At 59.5% G+C, this 22,798-nt stretch carries 29 protein-coding genes; 19 read left to right on the top strand and 10 right to left on the bottom strand.

Annotated elements, in window-relative coordinates:
- The 3 genes from RCH09_RS04445 to RCH09_RS04435 all read left to right on the top strand — a co-directional run.
- The coding region (locus tag RCH09_RS04445; RefSeq protein WP_326939839.1) for a transposase at positions 1 to 370 on the top strand (370 nt) is incomplete at its 5' end.
- Positions 371 to 512: 142 nt separating this feature from the next.
- Positions 513 to 1,361 carry a ferritin-like domain-containing protein gene (locus RCH09_RS04440; RefSeq protein WP_326939838.1) on the top strand — a complete coding sequence of 283 codons (849 nt, stop codon included), beginning with the start codon at positions 513 to 515 and terminating at the stop codon, positions 1,359 to 1,361.
- A gap of 68 nt (positions 1,362 to 1,429) precedes the next feature.
- The gene (locus RCH09_RS04435; protein WP_326939837.1) at positions 1,430 to 1,909 is read left to right on the top strand and encodes an adenylyltransferase/cytidyltransferase family protein; all 480 of its coding nucleotides are present in this window, start codon (positions 1,430 to 1,432) and stop codon (positions 1,907 to 1,909) included.
- A 5-nt stretch (positions 1,910 to 1,914) separates the two neighbouring features.
- Here RCH09_RS04435 and RCH09_RS04430 read toward each other — a convergent pair whose 3' ends face one another.
- From RCH09_RS04430 to RCH09_RS04420, 3 genes are read right to left on the bottom strand one after another with little or no spacing between them, the layout of a single operon-like run.
- Positions 1,915 to 2,367 carry a copper chaperone PCu(A)C gene (locus RCH09_RS04430; protein WP_326939836.1) on the bottom strand — a complete coding sequence of 151 codons (453 nt, stop codon included), beginning with the start codon at positions 2,365 to 2,367 and terminating at the stop codon, positions 1,915 to 1,917.
- A gap of 55 nt (positions 2,368 to 2,422) precedes the next feature.
- Positions 2,423 to 2,893, bottom strand: a complete 471-nt coding sequence (gene trmL, locus RCH09_RS04425) for a tRNA (uridine(34)/cytosine(34)/5-carboxymethylaminomethyluridine(34)-2'-O)-methyltransferase TrmL (RefSeq protein WP_326939835.1) — start codon at positions 2,891 to 2,893, stop codon at positions 2,423 to 2,425.
- A 9-nt stretch (positions 2,894 to 2,902) separates the two neighbouring features.
- Positions 2,903 to 3,634 (bottom strand): ComF family protein, encoded by a 732-nt coding sequence (locus RCH09_RS04420; protein ID WP_326939834.1) that lies wholly within the window; start codon positions 3,632 to 3,634, stop codon positions 2,903 to 2,905.
- Positions 3,635 to 3,700: 66 nt separating this feature from the next.
- On the opposite strand from RCH09_RS04420, the gene RCH09_RS04415 reads away from it, so the two are divergent.
- The 7 genes from RCH09_RS04415 (at position 3,701) to RCH09_RS04385 (ending at position 9,526) form a co-directional block, all read left to right on the top strand.
- The gene (locus RCH09_RS04415) at positions 3,701 to 4,645 is read left to right on the top strand and encodes a methyltransferase domain-containing protein (protein ID WP_326939833.1); all 945 of its coding nucleotides are present in this window, start codon (positions 3,701 to 3,703) and stop codon (positions 4,643 to 4,645) included.
- 237 nt (positions 4,646 to 4,882) lie between these two features.
- Positions 4,883 to 6,058, top strand: a complete 1,176-nt coding sequence (coxB, locus tag RCH09_RS04410; RefSeq protein WP_326939832.1) for a cytochrome c oxidase subunit II — start codon at positions 4,883 to 4,885, stop codon at positions 6,056 to 6,058.
- A gap of 19 nt (positions 6,059 to 6,077) precedes the next feature.
- On the top strand, positions 6,078 to 7,676 hold the full coding sequence (gene ctaD / locus RCH09_RS04405) for a cytochrome c oxidase subunit I (protein WP_326939831.1): 1,599 nt from the start codon (positions 6,078 to 6,080) through the stop codon (positions 7,674 to 7,676).
- Between the two features lie 41 nt (positions 7,677 to 7,717).
- Entirely contained in the window at positions 7,718 to 7,822 is a 105-nt protein-coding gene (locus RCH09_RS04400) for a cytochrome oxidase small assembly protein (RefSeq protein WP_326939830.1), read from the top strand.
- A 1-nt stretch (position 7,823) separates the two neighbouring features.
- Positions 7,824 to 8,405, top strand: coding sequence for a cytochrome c oxidase assembly protein (locus RCH09_RS04395; RefSeq protein ID WP_442785000.1), 582 nt, complete (start codon positions 7,824 to 7,826; stop codon positions 8,403 to 8,405).
- A 15-nt stretch (positions 8,406 to 8,420) separates the two neighbouring features.
- Positions 8,421 to 8,645, top strand: coding sequence for a DUF2970 domain-containing protein (locus RCH09_RS04390; RefSeq protein ID WP_326939829.1), 225 nt, complete (start codon positions 8,421 to 8,423; stop codon positions 8,643 to 8,645).
- Between the two features lie 20 nt (positions 8,646 to 8,665).
- Positions 8,666 to 9,526 (top strand): cytochrome c oxidase subunit 3, encoded by an 861-nt coding sequence (locus RCH09_RS04385; RefSeq protein WP_326939828.1) that lies wholly within the window; start codon positions 8,666 to 8,668, stop codon positions 9,524 to 9,526.
- Positions 9,527 to 9,585: 59 nt separating this feature from the next.
- Here RCH09_RS04385 and RCH09_RS04380 read toward each other — a convergent pair whose 3' ends face one another.
- On the bottom strand, positions 9,586 to 9,786 hold the full coding sequence (locus RCH09_RS04380; RefSeq protein WP_326939827.1) for a twin transmembrane helix small protein: 201 nt from the start codon (positions 9,784 to 9,786) through the stop codon (positions 9,586 to 9,588).
- Between the two features lie 81 nt (positions 9,787 to 9,867).
- Between RCH09_RS04380 and RCH09_RS04375 the strand changes: the two genes are divergently transcribed.
- The 5 genes from RCH09_RS04375 to RCH09_RS04355 all read left to right on the top strand — a co-directional run bounded on the left by RCH09_RS04375 (position 9,868) and on the right by RCH09_RS04355 (position 13,834).
- Positions 9,868 to 10,590, top strand: coding sequence for an SURF1 family protein (locus RCH09_RS04375; RefSeq protein ID WP_326939826.1), 723 nt, complete (start codon positions 9,868 to 9,870; stop codon positions 10,588 to 10,590).
- Positions 10,577 to 11,200: an SCO family protein gene (locus RCH09_RS04370; RefSeq protein WP_326939825.1), complete on the top strand. Its 624-nt coding sequence runs from the start codon at positions 10,577 to 10,579 to the stop codon at positions 11,198 to 11,200. Before RCH09_RS04375 ends, RCH09_RS04370 begins: the two co-directional genes overlap by 14 nt.
- Positions 11,201 to 11,208: 8 nt before the next feature.
- The gene (locus tag RCH09_RS04365) at positions 11,209 to 12,327 is read left to right on the top strand and encodes a COX15/CtaA family protein (protein WP_326939824.1); all 1,119 of its coding nucleotides are present in this window, start codon (positions 11,209 to 11,211) and stop codon (positions 12,325 to 12,327) included.
- Positions 12,324 to 13,211, top strand: coding sequence for a heme o synthase (gene cyoE / locus RCH09_RS04360; RefSeq protein ID WP_326939823.1), 888 nt, complete (start codon positions 12,324 to 12,326; stop codon positions 13,209 to 13,211). Before RCH09_RS04365 ends, cyoE begins: the two co-directional genes overlap by 4 nt.
- A gap of 83 nt (positions 13,212 to 13,294) precedes the next feature.
- Positions 13,295 to 13,834 (top strand): SCO family protein, encoded by a 540-nt coding sequence (locus RCH09_RS04355; protein ID WP_442785002.1) that lies wholly within the window; start codon positions 13,295 to 13,297, stop codon positions 13,832 to 13,834.
- A 48-nt stretch (positions 13,835 to 13,882) separates the two neighbouring features.
- Here RCH09_RS04355 and rpoH read toward each other — a convergent pair whose 3' ends face one another.
- The 4 genes from rpoH to ftsY form a co-directional block, all read right to left on the bottom strand.
- Positions 13,883 to 14,779, bottom strand: a complete 897-nt coding sequence (rpoH, locus tag RCH09_RS04350; RefSeq protein ID WP_326939821.1) for an RNA polymerase sigma factor RpoH — start codon at positions 14,777 to 14,779, stop codon at positions 13,883 to 13,885.
- A 164-nt stretch (positions 14,780 to 14,943) separates the two neighbouring features.
- Positions 14,944 to 15,873, bottom strand: coding sequence for a cell division protein FtsX (locus RCH09_RS04345; RefSeq protein ID WP_326939820.1), 930 nt, complete (start codon positions 15,871 to 15,873; stop codon positions 14,944 to 14,946).
- Entirely contained in the window at positions 15,870 to 16,544 is a 675-nt protein-coding gene (locus RCH09_RS04340) for a cell division ATP-binding protein FtsE (protein ID WP_326939819.1), read from the bottom strand. The genes RCH09_RS04345 and RCH09_RS04340 overlap by 4 nt, the downstream gene beginning before the upstream one ends.
- A gap of 10 nt (positions 16,545 to 16,554) precedes the next feature.
- Entirely contained in the window at positions 16,555 to 17,556 is a 1,002-nt protein-coding gene (gene ftsY / locus RCH09_RS04335; protein ID WP_326939818.1) for a signal recognition particle-docking protein FtsY, read from the bottom strand.
- Positions 17,557 to 17,746: 190 nt separating this feature from the next.
- Here ftsY and rsmD point away from each other — a divergent pair, with 190 nt between their 5' ends.
- Genes rsmD through RCH09_RS04320 form a run of 3 tightly spaced genes read left to right on the top strand, consistent with a single transcriptional unit; the run spans position 17,747 to position 19,215 of the window.
- Positions 17,747 to 18,409, top strand: coding sequence for a 16S rRNA (guanine(966)-N(2))-methyltransferase RsmD (gene rsmD, locus RCH09_RS04330; RefSeq protein WP_326939817.1), 663 nt, complete (start codon positions 17,747 to 17,749; stop codon positions 18,407 to 18,409).
- A gap of 34 nt (positions 18,410 to 18,443) precedes the next feature.
- On the top strand, positions 18,444 to 18,932 hold the full coding sequence (gene coaD / locus RCH09_RS04325; RefSeq protein WP_326939816.1) for a pantetheine-phosphate adenylyltransferase: 489 nt from the start codon (positions 18,444 to 18,446) through the stop codon (positions 18,930 to 18,932).
- 22 nt (positions 18,933 to 18,954) lie between these two features.
- Complete coding sequence (locus RCH09_RS04320; protein ID WP_326939815.1) at positions 18,955 to 19,215, top strand: YfhL family 4Fe-4S dicluster ferredoxin; 261 nt, start codon at positions 18,955 to 18,957, stop codon at positions 19,213 to 19,215.
- Here RCH09_RS04320 and RCH09_RS04315 read toward each other — a convergent pair.
- Positions 19,212 to 20,318 (bottom strand): GGDEF domain-containing protein, encoded by a 1,107-nt coding sequence (locus RCH09_RS04315; protein ID WP_326939814.1) that lies wholly within the window; start codon positions 20,316 to 20,318, stop codon positions 19,212 to 19,214. The genes RCH09_RS04320 and RCH09_RS04315 overlap by 4 nt on opposite strands.
- Before the next feature lie 265 nt (positions 20,319 to 20,583).
- On the opposite strand from RCH09_RS04315, the gene RCH09_RS04310 reads away from it, so the two are divergent.
- Complete coding sequence (locus RCH09_RS04310; RefSeq protein ID WP_326939813.1) at positions 20,584 to 21,609, top strand: HDOD domain-containing protein; 1,026 nt, start codon at positions 20,584 to 20,586, stop codon at positions 21,607 to 21,609.
- 83 nt (positions 21,610 to 21,692) lie between these two features.
- Here the strand turns inward: RCH09_RS04310 and ychF are convergent, their stop codons facing one another.
- Positions 21,693 to 22,784 (bottom strand): redox-regulated ATPase YchF, encoded by a 1,092-nt coding sequence (ychF, locus tag RCH09_RS04305; RefSeq protein WP_326939812.1) that lies wholly within the window; start codon positions 22,782 to 22,784, stop codon positions 21,693 to 21,695.
- Positions 22,785 to 22,798 lie beyond the last annotated feature (14 nt).

Genomic DNA, 22,798 nt, shown 5'->3' with positions numbered 1-22,798 from the left:
CGATGGCGCCTACGATGGCGCACCCACCTACCAGACGATCGCGCGATATGGTGACGATATCGAGGTGGTTATTCCTCCACGAAAAACCGCTGTTACTGGCACTGAACCGAGTTCGCCCAATCAGCGCGATCGCCATCTTGACATGATTAATACAAAGGGCCGACTGGCCTGGCAGGAAGCGACTGATTACGGGCAGCGCGCACGCGTCGAGACGACCATGGGTCGCTACAAATTGATCATCGGTCCTCGCTTGAAATCGCGGGGATTTGAGACGCAACAAACGGAGGCCACCATCGGCGTCGCTGTGTTAAATCGCATGCTCGCTGCTGGACGCCCTAACTCCGTTCGTAATCAGAAAGTACCCGCATAAAAAATCCGGGGCGGGGGTACTTTCGCCTTCAACATTTAAGTGCACCAACGCCCAACTGCACGGCCCGGGCTGAAGCCGCACACTGTTGTCGTGTGCGTTTGTTGGTAAAATCAAGCAGTTACTTCATTATTTCAAGGCGCCTATGCTGTACCCAGAATTGTTTAAATCGTTGGAACAAGTCCGCTGGAACATGGAAACCGACATCGATTGGGATAAATTTGATGGCACCAAGCTGACCGATGAGCAGGCCCAGACGATCCGCATGAACGCGATTACAGAGTGGTCGGCCCTGCCGGCTACCGAGATGTTCTTGCGCGATAATCGCGGCGACAGTGATTTTTCTGCCTTCATGTCAGTCTGGTTCTTTGAAGAGCAAAAACATTCACTGGTACTCATGGAATACCTGCGCCGCTTCCGTCCCGAGTTCGTGCCGACCGAGGAAGAGCTCGACAATGTCCGCTTCGAATTCGACCCGGCGCCGCCGCTCGAAACCCTGATGATGCACTTCTGCGGCGAGATTCGGCTCAATCACTGGTATCGCTGTGCGTCCGAATGGCATACCGAGCCGGTCATCAAGCAGATTTACAAGATCATCAGCCAGGATGAGGCCCGCCATGGCGGCGCCTATCTGCGCTACATGAAAAAAGCCTTGAACGAAGTTGGCGATACGGCACGTTCGGCATTTGCCAAGATTGGCGTCCTGATGGCGTCCGCGCGCCGCACCGAAAAACCGCTGCATCCGACCAACCTGCATGTCAACCAGTCGCTGTTCCCGAACGATACGGTGCAGTCGCGCCTGCCGGACCCGGAGTGGCTGGAACACTGGCTCGACGGCCAGATCAAGTTCGACGGCGAATGGGAACGCAAGGTGGTCGACCGGATCCTGCACAATATGTCGTTGCTGTTTGAGCGGACCTTCGGCACGGTGCAGGAGCTCAATCGCTACCGCAAGGAAATCGTCAACCGAATGGCGCCGCCGGTTGCCGTCTGATGACCTTTGCCGTATAAACTGAAGCCGCAAGTACTTTCTTGCGGCTTTTTTTTGGGCGGGCCCATCCCATGTCTGACTTCGAACACAAGATTTGCCGACGCGCCGAACTGGCGGTCCGGATCGCCCATCTGCCGCAGCCAGTCGTCATGACCAACGGCGTTTTTGACATCCTGCACCGCGGTCATGTGACCTATCTGGCCCAGGCCAGGGCGCTGGGTGCGTCGCTGGTGGTGGCGGTCAACACCGATGCCTCGGTCAAGCGGCTGGGCAAGGGCGACGACCGGCCGCTCAATCACTGCAACGACCGCATGGCAGTCATTGCGGCGCTGGAGTCCGTCAGCCTGGTGGTGGCGTTTGACGAGGACACCGCGCTGGAGGTCGTGCTCGAAGCCCATCCGAAAATTTATACCAAGGGTGGCGATTACGACATGAGCGAGATACCCGAAGGCCAGGCCGTGATGGCCTATGGCGGGCGTGCCGTGGCGATTGATTTCAAACACGACCATTCCACCACCCAGCTGCTCAGCCGGGCGCGCCAGTCGCCCTGAGACGGCTAGTGCCGGGCGTCGATGGCTTCGATGCTGACGCTCGTTGCGATCGCGCCGGCTTTTTCAAACACCAGCTTGAGCGGAAATTTTTCGCCGGCGACCAGCGGTTTTTGCAATCCGACCAACATGATGTGATAACCGCCGCCGGGCGCCATTTTCACGCTGCTCATGGGCGCCAGCGCAATGCTGCCGACTTCACGCATTTTCATCACGTTGCCCGCCATCGACATCGTGTGAATTTCGCTCGAGGTTGCCACATTGGCTTCGACCGACTTGAGCCGGTCGCCCAGCTTGCCTCTGTTGTCGATGGTCAGATACACCGCGGCCGCCGGTTGCCCCGGTGCGGTAGCGCGCGCATACGGGTGCGAGATGCGCAGATCGCCAAGCGCAAATTCCTGGGCAAACGTGGCGCTGCAGAGCAGCGTGGTCGAGAAGAGCAGCATTGAAATCAAACGCATGGGAATTGGTTCTCGCTAAAATCCTGATTATATTTCGAAGGCCGCAATGGCCTGTTCAGGCGCCACCAACGAAGCCATTCTGGCGCCACGCCTCATAAACCACCACCGCCACCGTATTCGACAGATTCAGGCTGCGGTTGTCCGGTCGCATTGGCAGACGTATCCGTTGCGATGCCGGAAACGATTCGCGCAACGCCGGGTCGAGACCCCTGGTTTCGGCGCCAAACACGAACACATCGCCGGGCTGGAACAGACATTGCGAAAAGGTCGACGAGCCATGCGTGGTCAGCGCAAACATGCGCGCCGGATCCGGCTGCAGCGAGGCCATGAACTGCGCCCAGTTCGGGTGCACCTGCATCGTTGCGTAGTCGTGGTAGTCTAGTCCAGCGCGACGCATCTTGGCGTCGTCGAGCGGGAACCCGAGCGGCTCGATCAGATGCAGCTGCGCGCCGGTGTTGGCGCACAGCCGGATGATGTTGCCGGTGTTCGGCGGGATTTCGGGTTCGACCAGTACAACGTGGAACATGCTGTCCTTTTATCTCGGCAGTGTGCGGGCGAAGACCAGATTGGTCACCCTGGTGGCGCCGAAGCGTTTGAGCGTTGCCGCGAGTTCGTGCAGCGTCGCGCCGGTGGTCATGACGTCGTCGACAATGCCGATGTGTTGTCCGGCCACCAGCATTGCTGCGCGGTGCGGCACGATGAATGCGCCCCGCAGGTTACGGCGTCGCGCCGCCGCAGTCAGGCCGGCCTGGGCGCTGGTGTCGCGCTGGCGCACTGCCAGTTGGGCAGTCAGCCCGATCGCCGTGGACCGCGCCAGCGGACGTGCGATTTCCAGTGCCTGATTGAAGCCGCGCTCGACCAGTCGTGCGCTGCCCAGCGGTACCGGCGCCAGCCGGGTCGGCAGCGTCGCGACGGTGCTGTCGATCAGCGCATCGCGCAGCAGGTTGCCAAACAGCGGTGCCAGTGCCAGCGCGCCGCCAAACTTCAGGCGCAGTACCAGCTGGTCGACCGGTGCAAGGTAGTCGGTCGCAACGACGGTTGCGTCAAAGGCCGGTGGGTCGCGCAAGCACGCGCCGCACACCGTGGCGCCGGTGACCGGCAAGGCACAACGCACGCAACGCTGTGGGCGGTGTTGGAAATACTGCAGTCGGCACGGCGCGCACAGGGTCTGCGGCGCCCGCCCGCCGCACAGAGCGCAGGAGCCCGGTAGCAGCCCCTGCAGACAGGCGCGGGCGAGGTCGAGACACTGATGCAAATGGGTTTTCACGGAAGCGCAGATTCTTTCGAGCGTATAAACTACGCAGCATTATCGCATTTGCCAAAGCTGATCGCCGTGTCCTCACCCGTACCCCTTCCTGATGCCAGCCTGAGCGCACCCATTGACCTGCTGCGGGTGCGCACGCTGTTCGCCCGGCCCAAGCGCCTCGGTGACGCCGAGTTCCTGCGCCGCGAAGTCGCGACCCGCATGCACGAGCGGCTGGCACTGGTCAGGATCGACCCGCAGCGCGTGCTGGATGCGGGGTGCGGCGAAGGCGCCGACCTGCTGTCGCTGCAGAAGCGGTATCCAGACGCGCAGGTGTTTGGCATCGATGCCGCACCGGAGATGGTCACGAGTGCCCGCGCCAGCCAGCGCGCCGCCACATCGTCGCTCAACCGGATGATCAGGCAATGGGTGCCGAACAGTCTGCAATCGACCTTCGGTGCGGCCGCATGGTGCGGCGACTTTGCCCAGCTGGCCCTGCCGGCGCAGGCAGTGGACCTGATCTGGTCGAACCTGGCATTGCATTGGCACCCGTCGCCCGACCGCGTGTTTGCCGAATGGCGACGCGTGCTGCGCACCGATGGTCTGTTGATGTTCTCGTGTTTCGGGCCGGACACTTTCAAGGAGTTGCGGGCCGCCTTCAACGTTGCCGGCATGCCGCCGCCCGTGTTGCCGTTCGTTGACATGCATGATTTCGGTGACATGTTGATCGAGGCGGGATTTTCGACCCCGGTGATGGACATGGAAACCATCACGGTTACCTACAGGAGCACGGAGCGGTTGTTTGCCGATGTGCGTGCACTGGGTGGCAACCCGCTGCAGACGCGACCTCGCGGGTTGACCGGAGCGCAGGGCTGGCGCCGCCTGCTCGCCCAGTTGGAGCAATTGCGCAGTGCAGACGGAACCATTTCGCTGACGTTTGAGCTGATTTACGGCCATGCATTTCGTCCGGCGCCGAAAACCACAGCGCGCGGCGAGTCGATCGTGCGCTTTGATTTGCCAAAGAAGCAACCATGAGCCTACCAAAAGTAGATCGCCGTGTGCGGCGTCCCCACGCGGATTCCGCTTGTTAAGGGGGCGAATTCCGACATATACTCCGTCGGTTTTACGCACTGGCTTTTTAATTAAAGTAACCGCTGCGCCCGCAGTCCGATCCGCGACAATATCCGGCGGTTGCAGGTGATGCCAACATGTCGTTCGCCGCAGCGAACGCCCGCGCACTACAGAATCTTAAATTGGGTTGTTGAGGAAAACATGAAACAAGTGAAGCGCCTTCAATCGATGATGTTTGCAACCTCCCTGGCGCTTTGCGGCCTGGCCTCGGCAGCGGAGGTTCAGGGAATTCCTGGCGGCCCTGCGATCCGCCAGCTCAATCTCCATCCGGGCGTGACCAAGATCGCTGAGCAAATTTACTCGCTGCACACCTTCATGCTGATCATCTGCATGGTGATCTTCGTGGCCGTCTTCGGTGTGATGTTCTATTCGATCCTCAAGCATCGCAAGTCACTCGGTCACAAGTCCGCTACTTTCCACGAAAGCACCGCCGTCGAGATCGCATGGACCATCGTGCCGTTCCTGATCGTGATTGCGATGGCATTGCCTGCCACCCGCACCGTGGTTGCCATGAAAGACACCTCCAACGCCGACATCACCATCAAGGCCACCGGCATGCAGTGGAAGTGGGGCTATGACTACATCAAGGGCGAAGGCGAAGGCATTGGTTTCCTGTCGACGTCCACCACGCCGCGCAGCCAGATCGGTGCGCCAGGCGAAAAGGCGAGCGAAGAGCGCGGCCAGAACTACCTGCTGGAAGTCGATAATGAAATGGTGGTGCCGGTCGGCCGCAAGATTCGCATCATCACCACCGCAAACGATGTCATTCACGCCTGGGGCATGCCGATCTTCGGCGTGCAGCAGGACGCCATCCCGGGTTTCGTGCGGGACGCCTGGTTCAAGCCTGAAAAAATCGGCACCTATCGCGGCCAGTGCGACAAGTTGTGCGGCAAGGAGCACGCCTTCATGCCGATCGTCGTGAAAGTGGTATCGGATGCCGACTACAAGACCTGGGTCGATGGCAAGAAAAAGGACATGGCTGCCAAATCTGACGATCCGACCAAGGTATCGACCATTGATGAGCTGAAACAGCGCGGCGAATCGGTCTACAAGGCCAATTGCGTAGCCTGCCATCAGGCAACCGGCAAGGGCGTCCCTGGCGCCTTCCCGGCACTCGACGGTTCGGCCGTGGTCAATGGTCCGCGCGACGCCCAGATTCATCTTCTGCTCAATGGCAAGAACGCAATGCCATCGTGGAAAGCCGTTTTGTCCGATACCGAGATCGCCGCAGTCATCACCTACACTCGAAATAACTGGTCCAACAAGGCCGCCGAAAATATCGTTCAACCGGCCGAAGTTCTGGCTGCGCGCAAGTAATTGACTTCAGGAGATTGAGATGAGCACTACCACAATCGATCACGCCCACGCTGGCGATCACGCGCACGGCCACGACGATCACCCGACCGGATGGCGGCGCTGGCTGTATGCCACCAATCACAAGGACATCGGTAGCCTCTACCTGTGGTTCTCGTTCATCATGTTCCTGTCCGGCGGCGTCATGGCGCTGGTCATCCGTGCCGAATTGTTCCAGCCCGGCCTGCAACTGGTGCAGCCGGAGTTCTTCAACCAGATGACCACCATGCACGGCCTGGTGATGGTGTTCGGCGCGATCATGCCGGCCTTCGTCGGCTTCGCCAACTGGATGATCCCGCTGCAAATTGGCGCGCCTGACATGGCGTTTGCGCGCATGAACAACTTCAGCTTCTGGTTGTTGCCGGTTGCCGCACTGTTGTTGATGGGCTCGTTCCTGGTGCCGGGCGGTGCCGTCTCTGCTGGCTGGACCCTGTATGCACCGCTGTCGACCCAGATGGGCCCTGGCATGGACATGGCGATTTTCGCCATCCACATCATGGGTGCGTCATCGATCATGGGTTCGATCAATATCATCACGACGATCCTGAACATGCGCGCTCCCGGCATGACGTTGATGAAACTGCCGATGTTCTGCTGGACCTGGCTGATTACCGCCTATCTGCTGATTGCCGTGATGCCGGTCCTGGCTGGCGCGATCACGATGACGCTGACCGATCGCCATTTCGGCACTTCGTTCTTCAATGCCGCCGGTGGCGGTGACCCGGTCATGTACCAGCACATTTTCTGGTTCTTCGGTCACCCCGAGGTGTACATCATGATCTTGCCGGCTTTCGGCATCATCTCGCAGATCATCCCGACCTTCGCCCGCAAGCAGTTGTTCGGCTACGCATCGATGGTCTATGCAACCGCATCCATCGCGATTCTGTCGTTCATGGTGTGGGCGCACCACATGTTCACCTCGGGCATGCCGGTCACGGGCCAGTTGTTCTTCATGTACGCCACGATGCTGATTGCGGTGCCGACCGGCGTGAAGATTTTCAACTGGATTGCCACCATGTGGCGCGGTTCGATGACGTTCGAAACACCGATGCTGTTTGCGATCGGTTTCATCTTCGTGTTCACGCTGGGTGGCTTCACCGGCCTGATCCTGGCCGTGACGCCGATCGACATCGCCGTGCACGACACCTATTACGTCGTTGCCCACTTCCACTATGTGCTGGTGGCCGGTTCCCTGTTCGCGCTGTTTGCCGGCTTCTACTACTGGGGTCCAAAGTGGACCGGGTACATGTACAACGAGTCACGCGGCAAATTCCATTTCTGGGCATCACTGATCACCTTCAACGTGACCTTCTTCCCGATGCACTTCCTGGGCCTGGCTGGTATGCCGCGCCGTGTTGCAGATTACCCGGCGCAATTCACCGACTTCAACATGCTGGCTTCGATCGGCGCCGCTGGTTTCGCCGCCTCGCAGTTGTATTTCCTGTTCGCGGTCGTGCTGCCATCGATTCGTGGCGGTGAAAAAGCGCTGGCGAAACCGTGGGAAGGCGCCGAAGGCCTGGAGTGGACGGTGCCAAGTCCTGCGCCATTCCATACGTTTGAAGTTGCACCGATCGTTAAATAAAATAAAGACAGGGCGGGTCAATCCCGCCTCTGATTGCATTCATGGCAGATACAAAAAAAAGCAACTTGCGCACGGCACTGGTGCTGGCATCGATTGCGGTGATGTTTTTCATCGGGGTCGTCGTCAAGCACGTCTGGTTTGGTTGATGTGAGTACTGGCGAGTCACCTGAAACGGCAAGGAAAATTGCAAACAGGCTCAACGCGCAGATGTTCGGCAAGTTGATCCTGATTGCAGTGTTGATGTTCGGTTTTGGTTACGCGCTGGTGCCGATGTACCGCAAGATCTGTGAGCTGACCGGTTCGAATGTTTTGAGTACGCAGGAGTCGACTGCGGCGCCGGCAGCAAGCAATACGCAGATTGACACGTCGCGCTATGTCACCGTCGAGTTTGACGGCAACGCCCAGGGGCCGTGGCGGTTCCGGCCGACGGTCAGCAGCGTGCGGGTGCATCCGGGCGAGTTGACGCATATTGTGTACGAAGTGGTCAACAAGCAGTCGCGCGTGATCAACGCGCAAGCGATACCAAGTTATGCGCCGCAGGAAGCGGCGGGATATTTCAAGAAGCTCGAGTGTTTTTGTTTCAAGCAGCAGACCCTCGGCCCGAACGAGGCGCGGCAGATGCCTGTGGCGTTTTACGTCGATGCCAATTTACCGAAGAATGTGACGACGATTACCCTGTCGTACACGTTCTTTGAAGTCGGTTTGCCGGGCAAGACAGCGAGTCAATAGGAAGGCGGGAATGCAATGCAGGAGTCGAACAAGCCGGGTCAGCGCAAGGCGTCGTTTCCGGCCACGATGAGGGCAGTGTTCTGGTCCTTCTTTGGTGTGCGCAAAGGCAAGGATTCGGCCCACGATGTCGCCAACCTGAATCCGGTGCATGTGGTCCTCGCCGGTGTGCTCGGGGCGGCGATTTTGATCGTGGTGTTGATCATCATCGTGAAGCTGGTGTTGGCAAAAGTCATTATTTAAATTTGTTTCAGGAGAAGTCGATGAGTGCTCAACAAGCTGGACCATCCAGTTATTTCGTCCCGGGTCCTTCGCAGTGGCCGGTGCTGGCTGGTGTGGCATTGCTGGTGACCATGCTTGGCGCGTCCGGCTGGGTCAATGGCCAATCGTGGGGTCCGTACGTAAATGCGGCCGGATTGCTGGCAGTGCTGCTGGTGCTGTATCGCTGGTTTGGTGATGCCATTGCCGAATCCGAAGGCGGCAAATACAGCGCGCGCATCGACATCTCCTATCGCTGGAGCATGGCCTGGTTCATTTTTTCCGAAGTCATGTTCTTCGCTGGATTCTTCGGTGCACTGTTTTATGCACGCAGCATCACGATGCCGTGGCTGGCTGACCTCGATCACAAATTGCTGTGGCCGGATTTCGCTGGCCAATGGGGCAGCGTCGGCCCGGCCGGCACGGTCGAATCGTTCGCGACGATGGGCCCGTTCCCGATCCCGACCATCAATACGGCACTGCTGCTGACATCAGGCGTGACGCTGACCATTTCCCACCACGCGTTGCGCGCCGGTCACCGCATGCAAACTGCATTCTGGCTGTTTGCCACCATCATGCTTGGCGCCGTCTTCATGGGCTTCCAGGCGTACGAATATTCGCATGCCTATTCGGAACTGAACCTGAAGCTGACCTCCGGCATTTACGGTTCGACCTTCTTCATGCTGACCGGCTTTCATGGTTTCCACGTCACGCTCGGCGCGATCATGCTGTCGGTGATGTTGTACCGTGTCCTGAAGGGGCACTTCACGCCGGAGCAGCATTTCGGCTTTGAGGGTGCGGCCTGGTATTGGCACTTTGTCGACGTGGTCTGGCTCGGCTTGTACGTGGTGGTCTACTGGCTGTAACGCCGGACCTGCAAAAAAAAGCCGCACTTCGGTGCGGTTTTTTCATGATCGGCCGGCTTTCAGTGCAAACCGGTTGGCTGGATCCAGCCCATGCGGTACGACGCCAGCAGCAGGATGAACAGGGTGATCGACAGTCCGACCCGTAACGCCAGCGCATGCACCGTGCGGTTGGTTTTCCCCTTGTCCTTCATCAGAAAGAAGAATGCCGAGGCGAGGCTGGCGATGATGAGGATGAAGCCGATGGCGACGAAGATTTTCATGGTGCGGAGTGGCTGGTTCTGCAGTGGCGACACACGCGGGAGCCAGCACCAAACCAAGGCTTGTGATAAAAACTGATTGTAATGCGAATTCGATTCCACTTCCGTTTGATCCCCTTTGTCGCCGCTGTCCTGCTGGTTGCGCTGGGCATCGTTTTGGCGCAATGGCAAATCCGGCGTGCACACGAAAAGCAGCAGATCGAAGCGCAATCAATGGTTCGTTCCGCGGCCCCTGCGATTGAATTGACGGGCCCTGTGCAGGATGTCGATGCACTGGAGTTTCGGCGCGTGACGGTGCGAGGTCATTTCGTTGCTGCATGGCCGCTGTATCTGGACAATCGGCCGCAGGATGGGCGTCCGGGGTTTTATGTCCTGATGCCATTCAAGTTGTCAGGCTCCGACGCCCATGTGCTGGTCGAGCGAGGCTGGATCGGATTGAATCTCGCCAACCGCACCCAAATTTTGCCGTACCGGACACCGGCGGAAGAGATCGTCATCACAGGCATTGTGCGGCGCCAGACCGGCCACGTCATGCAATTGGGCAGCGCGGCCAAACTGGCGCCGGGGGCGATTCTGCAGAACCTCAATAACGCTGAGTTGCGCAACGTGTCGGGCCTGCCGATCCAACCGTTCGTCATCGAGCAGGCCAATACGCCGCAAAATGCGCAGGATGGACTGGTGCGCAACTGGCCGGTGGCGTCGAGTGGAATCGAGCGACACCAGGGCTATGCGTTCCAGTGGTATGCACTGGCGCTGATGGCATTTCTATTTTTTGTAGTGACAGGATTTCGACGTGAACCAAGCTGACCCGAGTAGTACCGCCATCACCGCCGACAAGCGCCAGCACGCCGGCCGCTGGAAGCTGTTTGCCATCCTGGCGATTTGCGCCGCACCGATGATTGCGTCCTATTTCACCTATTACGTGCTCAAGCCGCAAGCCCGGACCAACTACGGTGATTTCATCCAGTCGGAAACGCACCCGATACCCGCCGATCTGGGATCGACATCACTCGACGGCAAGCCGGTCGCGCTCAAGGACTTCGAGGGCAAATGGATCATGCTGCAGATCGATGACGGCGCCTGCGCCGAGCCGTGTCGCAAAAAGCTGACCGACATGCGGCAACTGCGGTTGGCGCAAGGTCGTGAGCGCGACCGCATCGAACGGCTCTGGCTGATCACCGACGCCGCCCCGCTCGATACCGTTCTGATGCGCGAATTCGACGGCACACGGATGCTGCGTGCCAATGCCGTGGCGCTGGCAAAATGGTTGCCGGTCGAGCCCGGTGCGACGATTGCCGATCACATCTATCTGATTGACCCGCTGGGCCGGCTGATGATGCGGTTCCCGAAAAATCGCGATCCGAACCTGATCAAGAAGGACTTGAGCAAGTTGTTGCGCGCATCGAGCATCGGCTAGGCGCAGCGATGCTAATCCAGCTTGCACTCACTGGCCTGATGGTGGCGCTGTTGCCGCTGTCGGTCGTATGGGTCTCCGGCGACGCCGACAAGTACCGCAAGCTGTCGTGGGTCGCCTTGTTTCTGACCTTTGATCTGATCGTGTTCGGCGCGTTTACCCGCCTGACGGACTCGGGACTGGGTTGCCCGGATTGGCCAGGTTGTTACGGCCAGGCCAATCCGTTCCAGGCCCATGCAGATATCAGCGCTGCCCAATCGGCCATGCCCACTGGCCCCGTCACCCATTTCAAGGCCTGGATCGAGATGGCGCACCGTTACCTGGCGATGAGTGTCGGCGTCCTGCTTGTCGCGCTGATGGTGATTGCGTGGTGGCGTTGGCTGAAGTCGGCGCGCAGCGATCGGCGCTACCTGCCGACGATGCCAACGATACTGTTCCTGTTTGTCTGCCTGCAGGGCGCCTTCGGTAAGTTCACCGTGACGCTGAAGCTGCAACCACTGATCGTCACCGGGCATCTGCTGTTGGGCCTTGGCCTGCTGTCGATGCTGACCTGGTTCAATGCGCAACAACGCGACCTGCGGCCGCAGATCGCCCCGGCCGGACAATTGCGCGCGCATGCACGCATCGCCGCGGTCTTGCTGGCAATCCAGTTGGCACTTGGCGGCTGGGTGAGCACTAACTACGCGGCATTGGCGTGCACCGATTTTCCGCTGTGTCACGGTGTGTGGATGCCGATGATGGACTTCGCCAATGGCTTTACGCTCTGGCGCAAGCTGGGGATGACCGCCGCTGGCGCCTATCTGCCGTTCGACGCACTGACTGCGATTCATGTCGTGCACCGCGGTTTTGCCTTCGTGGTGGCCATCGTGGTTGGATCGCTTGCGCTTCGGGCGACCAGAATTGCCGAGGTGAATACGATCGGACGCGCATTGCTCGCAGCGATTGGCGTGCAGCTTTGCAGCGGCATCGCCACCGTCTATTTTCAATGGCCACTGGCCCTTGCGGTGATGCATAATGCGGGCGCGGCAGTGTTGGTGCTGTTGCTCACCATGCTAAACTACAAGGCCAGACTGGCGCCAATGCCATCCAATGCCAAGCCGTTCCATGGCGCTTCCAACCCAATCGAATGACCACGCTGACTTCCTCCTCGCCGAATCGCTTCGCGCAATATTGGGCCCTGACCAAACCCCGGGTGACGCAGCTGGCCGTATTTTGCGCTGTCATCGGCATGTTCCTGGCGACTCCAGAGTTACCAGACTGGCGCGTTGCGTTGGCGGCCACAATCGGCATCTGGCTGTTGGCTGGCGCTGCGTTTGCAGTCAACTGCCTGGTTGAACGCGAGATCGATTCGCGCATGGCGCGTACCGCGCGTCGACCCATGGCGCGCGGCGATATCACGGTGCCGCAGACGCTGGTGTTCTCCGGCGTGATTGGCGGGATCGGGATATGGATTCTGTACCACTTCGTCAATCCGCTAACGATGTGGCTGACCTTCGCCACTTTTGTGGGGTACGCCGTCATTTACACCATGATCCTGAAACCGGCCACGCCGCAGAACATCGTCATTGGCGGACTGGCGGGAGCAATGCCACCCGCGCTCGGCTGGGCCGCCATTGCGAATGACGTGCCGATGCAGGCCTGGATCCTGGTGCTCATCATCTTCATCTGGACGCCGCCGCATTTCTGGTCGCTGGCGTTATATCGACGCGATGACTATGCCAAGTCGGGGCTGCCCATGCTGCCCATCACGCACGGCATGACGTTTACCCAATTTCATATCTGGCTGTACACGATCGCGCTGGTTGCAACTACGGTCTTGCCGTATGCAACCCGAATGAGTGGCCTGATTTATCTGGTCAGTGTGTCGGTGCTCAATCTGATTTTTGTCTGGTACGCGTGGCAGGTATATCGGCATTACACGGATCGGATATCACGCAAGATGTTTACTTACTCCATCATTTATCTGTCTCTGCTGTTCGCCGCGCTGCTGGTCGACCACTACATCAAAATATGATCATGACATTTCCGCGGGTACTGGCTGTGTTGCTGCTCGCCCTGACGATCCTGTCGGGCTGTGACCAGCAGCAGTCAGGTGACATGAAGTTTTCGCCGACCGCCAGCATGTTCAAGAATACCGATATTACCGGCCTCGATTACGCGCGCGATTTCGCGTTGACCGACCACAACGGCCAGGCGCGTACGCTGGCGGATTTCAAGGGCAAGGCTGTGCTGGTATTTTTCGGCTACACGCAGTGCCCGGACGTGTGTCCGACGACATTGAGCGAGCTGGCTGCCGTGATGAAGGAACTCGGGCCGCAGGCCGATCAGGTGCAGGTATTGTTCGTCGCCATCGATCCTGAGCGCGATACGCCGGCGTTGCTCAAACAGTACGTGCCGTCGTTCGATCCGCGTTTTCTCGGCTTGGTCGGGGATGCCGCAGCCACCGAAAAAGTGGCGAAGGAATTCAAAGTGTTCTTCCAGAAGGTGCCGGGAAAGACCCCGCAGACCTACAGCATGGATCACACCGCGGGCAGCTATGTGTTCGACGCCAAAGGCAAGGTACGCCTGTTTGTGCGGCATGGGCAGGGGCCGGGGCCCATCGCGCATGACTTGAAGCTGTTACTCGACAAGGGATAAAAAAAGGGCGCTCGATAAACGGAGCGCCCTTTTTTGCAACCGGGGTCGTTACGCGAACGACACCAGTGCACCTTTCATCTTCTTCAACGCCACCGCCTCGATCTGGCGGATGCGCTCGGCCGACACGCCGTACTCCTTGGCCAGTTCATGCAGGGTCGCACCAGAGCCATCATCATTGGCCAGCCAGCGCGACTCCACGATATGGCGTGAACGTGCATCCAGTTTGCTCAAGGCCATTTCCAGCCCTTCGCTCTGCAAGCGATCATATTGCTGCGCTTCGAGGACGTTGGTCGGCTCGTTGCGGTCCGAAGACAGATACGCAATAGGTGCAAACTTGTCATCCTCGTCATCGGTCCGTGCCTCAAGGGCAATATCACGACCAGACAAGCGGGTTTCCATCTCGATGACTTCTTCGCGCTTGACTTTCAGGGTCTCGGCGAGCGCGTCGACCTGCGCCGGCGTCATCGAATCCAGCCCAACCTTGTGACTGCGCAAATTAAAGAACAATTTGCGCTGCGACTTGGTCGTTGCAACCTTCACCAGGCGCCAGTTTTTCAGGATGTACTCATGCATCTCGGCCTTGATCCAGTGCATCGCATACGAAACCAGACGCACGCCCTGATCCGGATCAAAGCGCTTGACGGCCTTCATCAGGCCAATATTGCCTTCCTGGATCAGATCCGCATGCGGCAAGCCATAGCCGAGGTAGCCGCGTGCAATCGACACGACCAGGCGCAGATGCGACAACACCAGTCCCTGTGCGGCGCTGAGGTCGTTATGTTCCTGCAGTCGGCGGGCCAGGGAGATTTCTTCCTCATGCGTGAGCATGGGCAGGCGATTGACCGCCGAAATATAGGAATCGATGTTGCCAAGGGTGCCGGTAAATCCAAGAACCATTGCATTGCCCGGTGCGACCAGGGCGGCTCCTGTAGCAGGTGCTTTCATTCTTTCTCCTTGATGTCTCATCAGGGGGACCGGTCGGAAAATGGATGCGACGAACCAGTCGTTGGGGCACATATTAGCACTCTCGCTAATTGAGTGCTAATCGCCTTTATTGTAGTTCCGTATAGCGCTTGGCTATGTACGTGAGCACACCCAAAAGGCCGATTTCACAGCTCTGGAGAGAATAATTGTCGCGTTACCGACAGCACCGCGCCGCTAAAGCCGAGGATTGCGCCCAGGCCAAGCAGCAGACCTGTGTCGACCAGTCCGAGTGGCCTTAGCGCGAATTCGGACGCATACAAATGCGCGAAGGCGGCCAGTGCCGTATTGAGCGGATGCAGCATCAATGCCACCATGCCTGCGGCCAGCGCAGCCGCACACAGCCCGAGCAACGCGCCCGAATAATAAAACGGACGATAAATGAACAGATCGGTCGCACCTACCAGGCGCGACACGGCGATTTCTTCGCGTTGCGTGAGCACTTGCAATCGGACGGTGTTGAACACGACGGTTACCACCACGACTCCCAGCGTGACCGCCAGGATCAGCAATGCCACATCCAGCAAATGCACCAGCGCTGCCAGGCGCTTGATCCAGATCGAGTCGATTTCGACGTGATCGACGCCGCCAAGATCACGCAAGCGCAGCGCAAGCGCGTCAACGCCGGCTGCCGACGCGGCATCTTCAAACGGCGGCAACTTGATCAGATAACCATCCGGCAACGGGTTGGTCTCCAGGATCGCCAGCGCTTCCGACAGCCCGGACTTCTGCTTGAGCAGCTCCAGCGCTTTTTCACGCGGCAGGAATTCGATTTTTGCAGGCCGCTTGCCGTCCTGCAAAACTCCCTTGATCTCCGACCTGAGTGCCAGCGCCTGTTCGCGCGGCGTCCCCATTTCCAGAAAGAGACTGATCTCCGGTTCGACGTCGAGCTGTCCGGACAGCGGTCGCAGGTTTTCGAGAATCGTCAGCCCGGTCAGGGGCAGTGCGAACGCGATCGCGATGACGACCGCGTTGAGCAGGAAGCTGCCGCGCGCATTGGCAACGTTGCGCAGTGCCTGGCGCAGGGCGAAGCGGTGATGCCGCAGCCAGACCTTCATGCGACGCTCCGTGCCGGCCAATGGTCGACCACTTGTCCATGCTCCAGATAAATGACGCGTCCGGCGCCGCCCAGCAGGTTTTCGTCATGCGTCGAGATGACGCAGGTCACGCCGGATGCGTGGAATGATTGCAAGGCTTCCAGCACCAGCAGGGCACTGTCGCGATCCAGGTTGGCGCTGGGCTCGTCGGCAAGGATGATTTGCGGCCGATTGACGATCGCACGGGCAATCGCAACGCGCTGTTGCTCACCGCCTGACAGCGACAGCGGCGCATGGCCGGCCTTGTCGAGCAGTCCCACCCGATCAAGGGCGGCGCGCGCGCGCCGTTCGGCATCCGCTTTCGATTCGCCGCAGACCAACATTGGCAACATGACGTTGGCCAGCACCGGCCGGTCGGCCAGCAAACGCTGTTGCTGCAGGATCAGGCCGAGATTGCGCCGCAGGTAGGGCAAGCCGCTGCGGTTCAGGCTGCCGACATCCTGGCCGTTGACGCGCACGGTGCCGCGGGTCGGGCGCTCGATGGCGGCAATCAGTTTCAGCAACGTTGATTTGCCGGCACCCGAGGGGCCGGCCAAGAAGACCATTTCGCCGCGCGCAATGTCCAGCGAAACGCCTGACAACGCCAGCGCCTCGCGCGAATAGCGTTTCGAGACCTGTGCAAATTCGATCATCCGCAGGTGCTCATTCGGTGGCCTCGCCCAGCAGGGCAGTGACGAATTCGTCGGCATCGAACGGCTGCAAATCTTCGATCTGCTCGCCCACACCAATGAAATACACCGGAATCGGCCGGTTGCGTGCAATCGCCGCCAGCACGCCACCCTTGGCGGTGCCGTCCAGCTTTGTCACCACCAGCCCGGTCAAGCCGAGCGCATCGTCAAAGGCCTTCACCTGGGTCAATGCGTTTTGCCCGGTGTTGCCATCAATAACCAGCAGGATTTCATGCGGCGCGCTGTCCATCGCCTTGGCCACCACGCGCTTGATCTTCTTGAGCTCTTCCATCAGATGCAATTGGGTGGGCAAGCGGCCGGCCGTATCGACCATCACGACATTGATCTGCCTGGCGGTGGCGGAATGGACCGCGTCGAAGGCCACCGCTGCCGGGTCGCCGGATTCCTGCGCGATGACCGACACGTTGTTGCGCTCGCCCCAGATGGTCAGTTGCTCGCGCGCTGCAGCGCGGAACGTGTCGCCGGCCGCCAGCAATACCGATTGGTGGTGCGATTGCAGGTGCTTGGCAAGCTTGCCGATGGTGGTGGTCTTGCCGGCGCCGTTGACGCCGGTAATCATCATCACCAGCGGCTGATGTCGACCCAGTTCGAGCGGCTTTTGCAAGGGCTTGAGCAGATCGATCAGCAGGGTGCGCAACGCCGACTTGACCTGCGCGGCCTCGGTGAGCTTGTGGTCCTTGACGCGGCGCTTGAGTGCGTCGAGCAGGAACTGGGTTGCTTCAACACCGGCATCGGACATCAGCAGGGCGGCTTCGAGTTCCTCGTACAGATTGTCATCGATGCGCGCGCCGATGAACAAGGTCGTCAGATTCGAGGAGGTCTTTGACAGACCTACCTTCAGGCGCGTAATCCAGGAGCGTTTTTCCGTCGCCGCCGCCTCAATGGCGACCTCTGCGACCGGCTGTGGCGCGGGAACGGAATCGGGTTGCAGTTTTTTCTTGAAGAAGCTGAACATCGGCAATGGGGTAAAAGGCGCTTCGAGAAGGCTGCGAATGCAGGGGAAAATCAGACTGCATTCTATCAGGTCGCGCCAACCGGAAAGCGACGCCGGGTACAAGATCGCGGCAGTAAACTCGCTATACTCCGGGTCCGCAGCCAGCGCGGCTGGCGCGCTACCTTGCCTTCATTAAAATCGGGAATCCTCAATGGCCAAACAACAGACTTCCAAGCCCGCACCAAAGCCGCGCCCCCGGCCGGCGTTGACGCATCAGGTGCGCATCATCGGCGGCGACTGGAAACGCACACCGCTGCCGGTGCTGGATGTCACCGGTTTGCGGCCGACCCCGGACCGCGTACGCGAGACGGTGTTTAACTGGCTCACGCATCTGATCGACGGGCACTGGGCTGGCGTGGCCTGCCTCGACCTGTTTGCCGGGACCGGTGCACTTGGCTTCGAGGCCGCCAGTCGCGGCGCCGCGCGGGTGGTGCTGGTCGAAGAAAACCAGGGTGTCGTGGCGCAATTGACGGCGATCAAGGACAAGCTCAAGGCCGACGGCGTCAGCATCTTGCGCGGCGACGCGCGCACCATGGCGCAGGGCTTGCAGCGCCGCCTGGCAGGTCCGGCCGATCGCTTCCAGCTGATTTTTCTTGACCCGCCGTACCAGGCCAATTTGTTGCCCACCATGCTGCCCTTGTGCGCCGACTTGCTGGCCGAGCGCGGGATTGTGTATCTTGAATCCGAACAGGAATTCGACAACGCCAATCTTCCCGAATGGCTGAGTGGTTGGGAAGTGGTGCGGGCCGACCACGCCGGAATGGTGTTCTTCCATTTGCTGCAGCGCCAGAAGCCAGCACAAATTCAGGCATAATGCGCATTCTTCAGTGACACTCCAGGGAGCGACGATGGTCACAGCGATATATCCAGGTACTTTCGATCCACTCACGCGTGGCCATGAAGATCTGGTGCGACGCGCGTCGGGTTTGTTCGGCAAGCTCATTGTCGGCGTGGCTGACAGCAAGAACAAACGGCCTTTTTTCAGCCTCGACGAACGGCTCACGATCGCCAACGAAGTGTTGGGCCATTACCCCAATGTTGTGGTCGAGAGTTTCTCCGGCCTGCTCAAGGATTTTGTGCGTCGCCACGATGCCCGCGTGATTGTGCGTGGTTTGCGCGCCGTATCGGATTTCGAGTACGAATTCCAGATGGCCGGCATGAACCGGTATCTGCTGCCGGAAGTCGAAACCCTGTTTCTGACCCCCTCCGATCAATACCAGTTCATCTCCGGCACCATCGTGCGCGAGATTGCGATTCTGGGCGGTGATGTGTCCAAATTCGTTTTCCCGTCCGTTGAAAAATGGCTGAAGGAAAAGATCGCCGCGGGCATTGAATAAGCACACATAAAGCGAATCTGTCATGGCATTGCTGATTACCGACGACTGCATCAATTGCGACGTGTGCGAGCCCGAGTGCCCGAACGACGCCATTTCGATGGGGCCGGAAATTTATCAGATCGATCCGAACAAATGCACCGAGTGCGTCGGGCATTACAACGAGCCGCAGTGCCAGCAAGTCTGCCCCGTCAGCTGCATTCCGTTTGATCCGGCCTGGCGCGAAAGCAAGGACGAGCTACTGCTGAAGTTCGATCGCCTGCAGCGCGTCAAGGCGACCGCCTAGTTTTTTGCAATCCGGGCCGCGACCACCTGGTTCCGGCCGTTTTCCTTGGCTTCATACAGTGCAGCATCCGCCCGGGCGATCAGCTGCTGGGCAATCTTCTCGATCGATTGCATGCGATCTCCCGGGCCGAGCTCGGTCACCCCGATCGACACCGTGACCGTCACCGGTTCAGCGCAGGTCAACACTACCGGCAGTTGCGCAATGCCGTTGCGAATGCGTTCTGCCACCACCAGTGCATGCGGCAACTGGGCATCGATGAGCAGGACGACAAATTCTTCGCCGCCAAAGCGTCCCAGCGCATCGCTCAGGCGCAGTTCCGTCTTGATCCGTTTCGCCACTTCCTGCAGCACCTCATCACCACCCTGATGGCCCACGCTGTCATTGATCTTCTTGAAATAATCGATATCGATATACATGCACGACAACGAACATTCGTGGCGACGGGTGCGGCCGATCTCTTCCAGCAGGCGGCGTTCCAGATAGCGGCGGTTATTCACGCCGGTCAGCGAATCGGTCAGGCCGATGCGCTTGAGGCGCTCGTTGTTGATGACATTTTCGAGGCAGATGGCAATGATCGAGCCGAGGTGTTCGATGAAGTCGGTCGCCATGCCGCCGGCGAAGCGGCTGTCATGCAGGCTGCCGAGGCTGAGGCAGCCAATCAGCGCGCCATGGCGCATCAACGGCACCACCGCGACGCTGGATGGCGTCAGAACCTGCGCTGGAAAGATGGCCGCATGCAGGGTGGCGTTAAAACGTCCGAGCACCGGACTCTTCAGGCGTGGCAACAGCGCGCCCAGCTCGCCCTCGCGGTCAATGAACAGCAGATTCTGAAACTCGGCCGGATCCAGTGCAAGGTCGGCCATGATGCGGCGGATATCGTATTCGCCATCGATCAGGCATAGCGTCACAACATCAAGTTGGGAGGATTCGGAGAGGGTGTCGAAAATACTCTCGATCAAATCGCGCAGACCGCTTGCGCCAATGAATTTCAAGTCGAACGCCTGGTGTCGGCGCATGATCTGCTGGTTGCGCTGCGCTTCTGCCAGCAAGCCAACCAGTCTGTCACGCAACTGCACATTTTCGGCGACCAGCTTATTCGACATCCGGGGAAACTCCGTTCAGGCAGCAAAAAGGGGTTGCGAACGCGCGGCCGCGTGGTCATTCAGGCAAGATCAATAGACGAGAAGTCTACCTTGTGCTATCCCCTGCGGCAACATTCCTTTGAGAATGGAATTATCATTCGGACCCAGCTGCGCCCTGGCGGATGGATTCACCAGCGAATTCGATGTGCTGCGGCAAGTTGAAAAGGTATGATCGGGCGTTGGCAGGGAAATCGCGTCCATAATAATTCAAACACAGGTTCCCTTCATGGTCGATTGGCTGCGCCGTCTGTTTTCTTCTTCTTCCGCGCGACGCTTGCAACCCGCTGCGCCAAACGCGGGCGTCGCTGCCCGTGACGACGCTCCTGCGGCCGATGCGCTGGGGGTTTTCTGGGTTGCCCGCAACGACGTCAGCGCGGATTTCACCCATTGGCTGTTCGATGCGCGCGACGATGCCGATATTTTTGTCACACCGCTGGAACGGCAGGTGTTGGCAGCGCTTGAAAAAATCGTCAAGGCGCCAAAGGCCGGCGCCAACCTGGTGCGGCGCATGCCGGGCGTGATTCCTGAACTGCTGCAAAGCCTGCGCTCCGAGAACTTTTCCGGCGCCGAACTGGCGCGCAAATTATCCAATGACGTTGTGCTGGTGGCCGAGGTGGTCCGCCTCGCCAATTGCGGCATGAGCATTCCGGGGCAATCGATTACAAGTGTCGAACATGCCGTGCTGGTGCTGGGGCAGGATAATCTGCGGCAGTTGATCAGCAGCGTTGCGTTCAGGCCAATCATCGATCTGAAGACCGGGTATTTCACGCGTCTGATCGCGCCGAGGTTATGGCTCCAGTCGGAACGCTGCGCAATGGCCAACCGCCTGCTGGCAGCGGACGAGCGGGTCAATCCCTTTGAGGCGTTTCTGGCCGGGTTGATCCAGCAGGTCGGGCTCATCGTGTCATTGCGCGTGATGGAGCAAATCGCCGGCAGCGACACCACGCTGGGTTCGGCCAGCTTTTGCAATTTGCTGCTGGAGCAGTCGCGGGCACTGTCCTGCAGCGTGGCGCGCGAATGGCAGTTTCCCGCCGCCATCGTGGCGGCGATCGAAGAGCAGGGCAGCAAATACAACCTTGCCGGGATGTCGCCGATGGGTCGCGTCCTGTCGAGTGGCGATTATCTGAGCAAGGTGGTGTTGCTGCTGGAAGCCGGCCACCTGTCGCCCGGCGGCACCAAAGGCTTGTCGCGCCAGGCACTGGTGACGCTCGACATGCTGCGCACCCCGGTGCCAGCGGTAGTCGACCAGTGATCCGCCGGGCGGCTGCGCCGGCCACGCGCTTGGGCGAAAAAAATCCCGCCGATCGGGCGGGATGTCAGCGTTGAACCGAAAAGTCAGACGTTGAACAGGAAGTTCAATACGTCGCCATCCTTGACCACGTATTCCTTGCCCTCGGCGCGCATCTTGCCGGCATCCTTGGCGCCGGCTTCACCCTTGAATCCAATGAAGTCATCGTAAGCGATGGTCTGGGCGCGGATGAAGCCGCGTTCGAAATCCGTGTGAATGACACCGGCAGCCTGCGGCGCCGTGTCGCCAACATGAATGGTCCAGGCGCGCACTTCCTTGACGCCGGCGGTGAAGTACGTCTGCAGGCCCAGCAGCGAATACGCGGCACGGATCAACCGGTCCAGGCCGGGCTCGGCCATGCCCATGTCGGCCAGGAATTCGGCCTTGTCGGCATCGTCGAGATCCGAAATCTCGGATTCGATCGCGGCGCAAATGGCCACCACCGGAGCGTTCTGTTTCTTGGCATAGGCATTGAGCTGGTCGAGCAGCGGGTTGTTGGTGAATCCGGTGTCGGAGACGTTACCCACATACATGGCCGGCTTGGCGGTGATCAGGCACAGCGGCTTGATCAGTTCCATTTCCTCGGCATCGAGTCCCATCGCGCGCACCGGCTGGGCCTGATCCAGTTGCGGCATGATGCGCTCCAGGATGGTGACCAGCTTGGCTGCGTCCTTGTCGCCGGAGCGGGCTTTCTTGCTCTCGCGATGGATGGCCTTTTCGACCGCGCTCATGTCGGCCAGCGCCAATTCGGTCTGGATCACTTCGATGTCATCCAGCGGGTTGATGCGTCCCGCGACGTGAATGACATTGTCGTCTTCAAAACAGCGCACCACGTTGACGATCGCATCGGTTTCGCGAATATGTGCGAGGAACTGGTTGCCCAGGCCTTCGCCCTTGGAGGCGCCGGCCACCAGCCCGGCGATGTCGACAAACTCGACCGTGGTCGGCACGATGCGCTGCGGCTTGACGACCTCGGACAACGCAGTCAGGCGCGGGTCCGGCACCTCGACCATGCCGACGTTGGGCTCGATGGTGCAGAACGGATAATTTTCAGCCGGGATGCCGGCCTTGGTCAGCGCGTTGAAGAGGGTGGATTTGCCGACGTTGGGCAAGCCGACGATGCCGCATTTGAGACTCATGATAGGAACTTTGC

It is taken from the genome of Actimicrobium sp. GrIS 1.19, from assembly GCF_035984655.1.
Lineage (GTDB): Bacteria > Pseudomonadota > Gammaproteobacteria > Burkholderiales > Burkholderiaceae_D > Actimicrobium.
The sequence above is the reverse complement of the archived record's forward strand: the minus strand, read 5'-3'. Positions and strand labels throughout refer to the sequence as shown.

Bases quoted from the DNA above. Each gene is read 5' to 3' on its own strand.
- RCH09_RS04440 (WP_326939838.1), top strand. From the start codon at position 513: ATGCTGTACCCAGAATTGTTTAAATCGTTGGAACAAGTCCGCTGGAAC.
- RCH09_RS04435 (WP_326939837.1), top strand. From the start codon at position 1,430: ATGTCTGACTTCGAACACAAGATTTGCCGACGCGCCGAACTGGCGGTC.
- RCH09_RS04430 (WP_326939836.1), bottom strand. From the start codon at position 2,367: ATGCGTTTGATTTCAATGCTGCTCTTCTCGACCACGCTGCTCTGCAGC.
- trmL (WP_326939835.1), bottom strand. From the start codon at position 2,893: ATGTTCCACGTTGTACTGGTCGAACCCGAAATCCCGCCGAACACCGGC.
- coxB (WP_326939832.1), top strand. From the start codon at position 4,883: ATGAAACAAGTGAAGCGCCTTCAATCGATGATGTTTGCAACCTCCCTG.
- ctaD (WP_326939831.1), top strand. From the start codon at position 6,078: ATGAGCACTACCACAATCGATCACGCCCACGCTGGCGATCACGCGCAC.
- RCH09_RS04400 (WP_326939830.1), top strand. From the start codon at position 7,718: ATGGCAGATACAAAAAAAAGCAACTTGCGCACGGCACTGGTGCTGGCA.
- RCH09_RS04390 (WP_326939829.1), top strand. From the start codon at position 8,421: ATGCAGGAGTCGAACAAGCCGGGTCAGCGCAAGGCGTCGTTTCCGGCC.
- RCH09_RS04385 (WP_326939828.1), top strand. From the start codon at position 8,666: ATGAGTGCTCAACAAGCTGGACCATCCAGTTATTTCGTCCCGGGTCCT.
- RCH09_RS04380 (WP_326939827.1), bottom strand. From the start codon at position 9,786: ATGAAAATCTTCGTCGCCATCGGCTTCATCCTCATCATCGCCAGCCTC.
- RCH09_RS04375 (WP_326939826.1), top strand. From the start codon at position 9,868: ATGCGAATTCGATTCCACTTCCGTTTGATCCCCTTTGTCGCCGCTGTC.
- RCH09_RS04365 (WP_326939824.1), top strand. From the start codon at position 11,209: ATGCTAATCCAGCTTGCACTCACTGGCCTGATGGTGGCGCTGTTGCCG.
- cyoE (WP_326939823.1), top strand. From the start codon at position 12,324: ATGACCACGCTGACTTCCTCCTCGCCGAATCGCTTCGCGCAATATTGG.
- RCH09_RS04355 (WP_442785002.1), top strand. From the start codon at position 13,295: ATGAAGTTTTCGCCGACCGCCAGCATGTTCAAGAATACCGATATTACC.
- rpoH (WP_326939821.1), bottom strand. From the start codon at position 14,779: ATGAAAGCACCTGCTACAGGAGCCGCCCTGGTCGCACCGGGCAATGCA.
- RCH09_RS04345 (WP_326939820.1), bottom strand. From the start codon at position 15,873: ATGAAGGTCTGGCTGCGGCATCACCGCTTCGCCCTGCGCCAGGCACTG.
- RCH09_RS04340 (WP_326939819.1), bottom strand. From the start codon at position 16,544: ATGATCGAATTTGCACAGGTCTCGAAACGCTATTCGCGCGAGGCGCTG.
- ftsY (WP_326939818.1), bottom strand. From the start codon at position 17,556: ATGTTCAGCTTCTTCAAGAAAAAACTGCAACCCGATTCCGTTCCCGCG.
- rsmD (WP_326939817.1), top strand. From the start codon at position 17,747: ATGGCCAAACAACAGACTTCCAAGCCCGCACCAAAGCCGCGCCCCCGG.
- coaD (WP_326939816.1), top strand. From the start codon at position 18,444: ATGGTCACAGCGATATATCCAGGTACTTTCGATCCACTCACGCGTGGC.
- RCH09_RS04320 (WP_326939815.1), top strand. From the start codon at position 18,955: ATGGCATTGCTGATTACCGACGACTGCATCAATTGCGACGTGTGCGAG.
- RCH09_RS04315 (WP_326939814.1), bottom strand. From the start codon at position 20,318: ATGTCGAATAAGCTGGTCGCCGAAAATGTGCAGTTGCGTGACAGACTG.
- RCH09_RS04310 (WP_326939813.1), top strand. From the start codon at position 20,584: ATGGTCGATTGGCTGCGCCGTCTGTTTTCTTCTTCTTCCGCGCGACGC.
- ychF (WP_326939812.1), bottom strand. From the start codon at position 22,784: ATGAGTCTCAAATGCGGCATCGTCGGCTTGCCCAACGTCGGCAAATCC.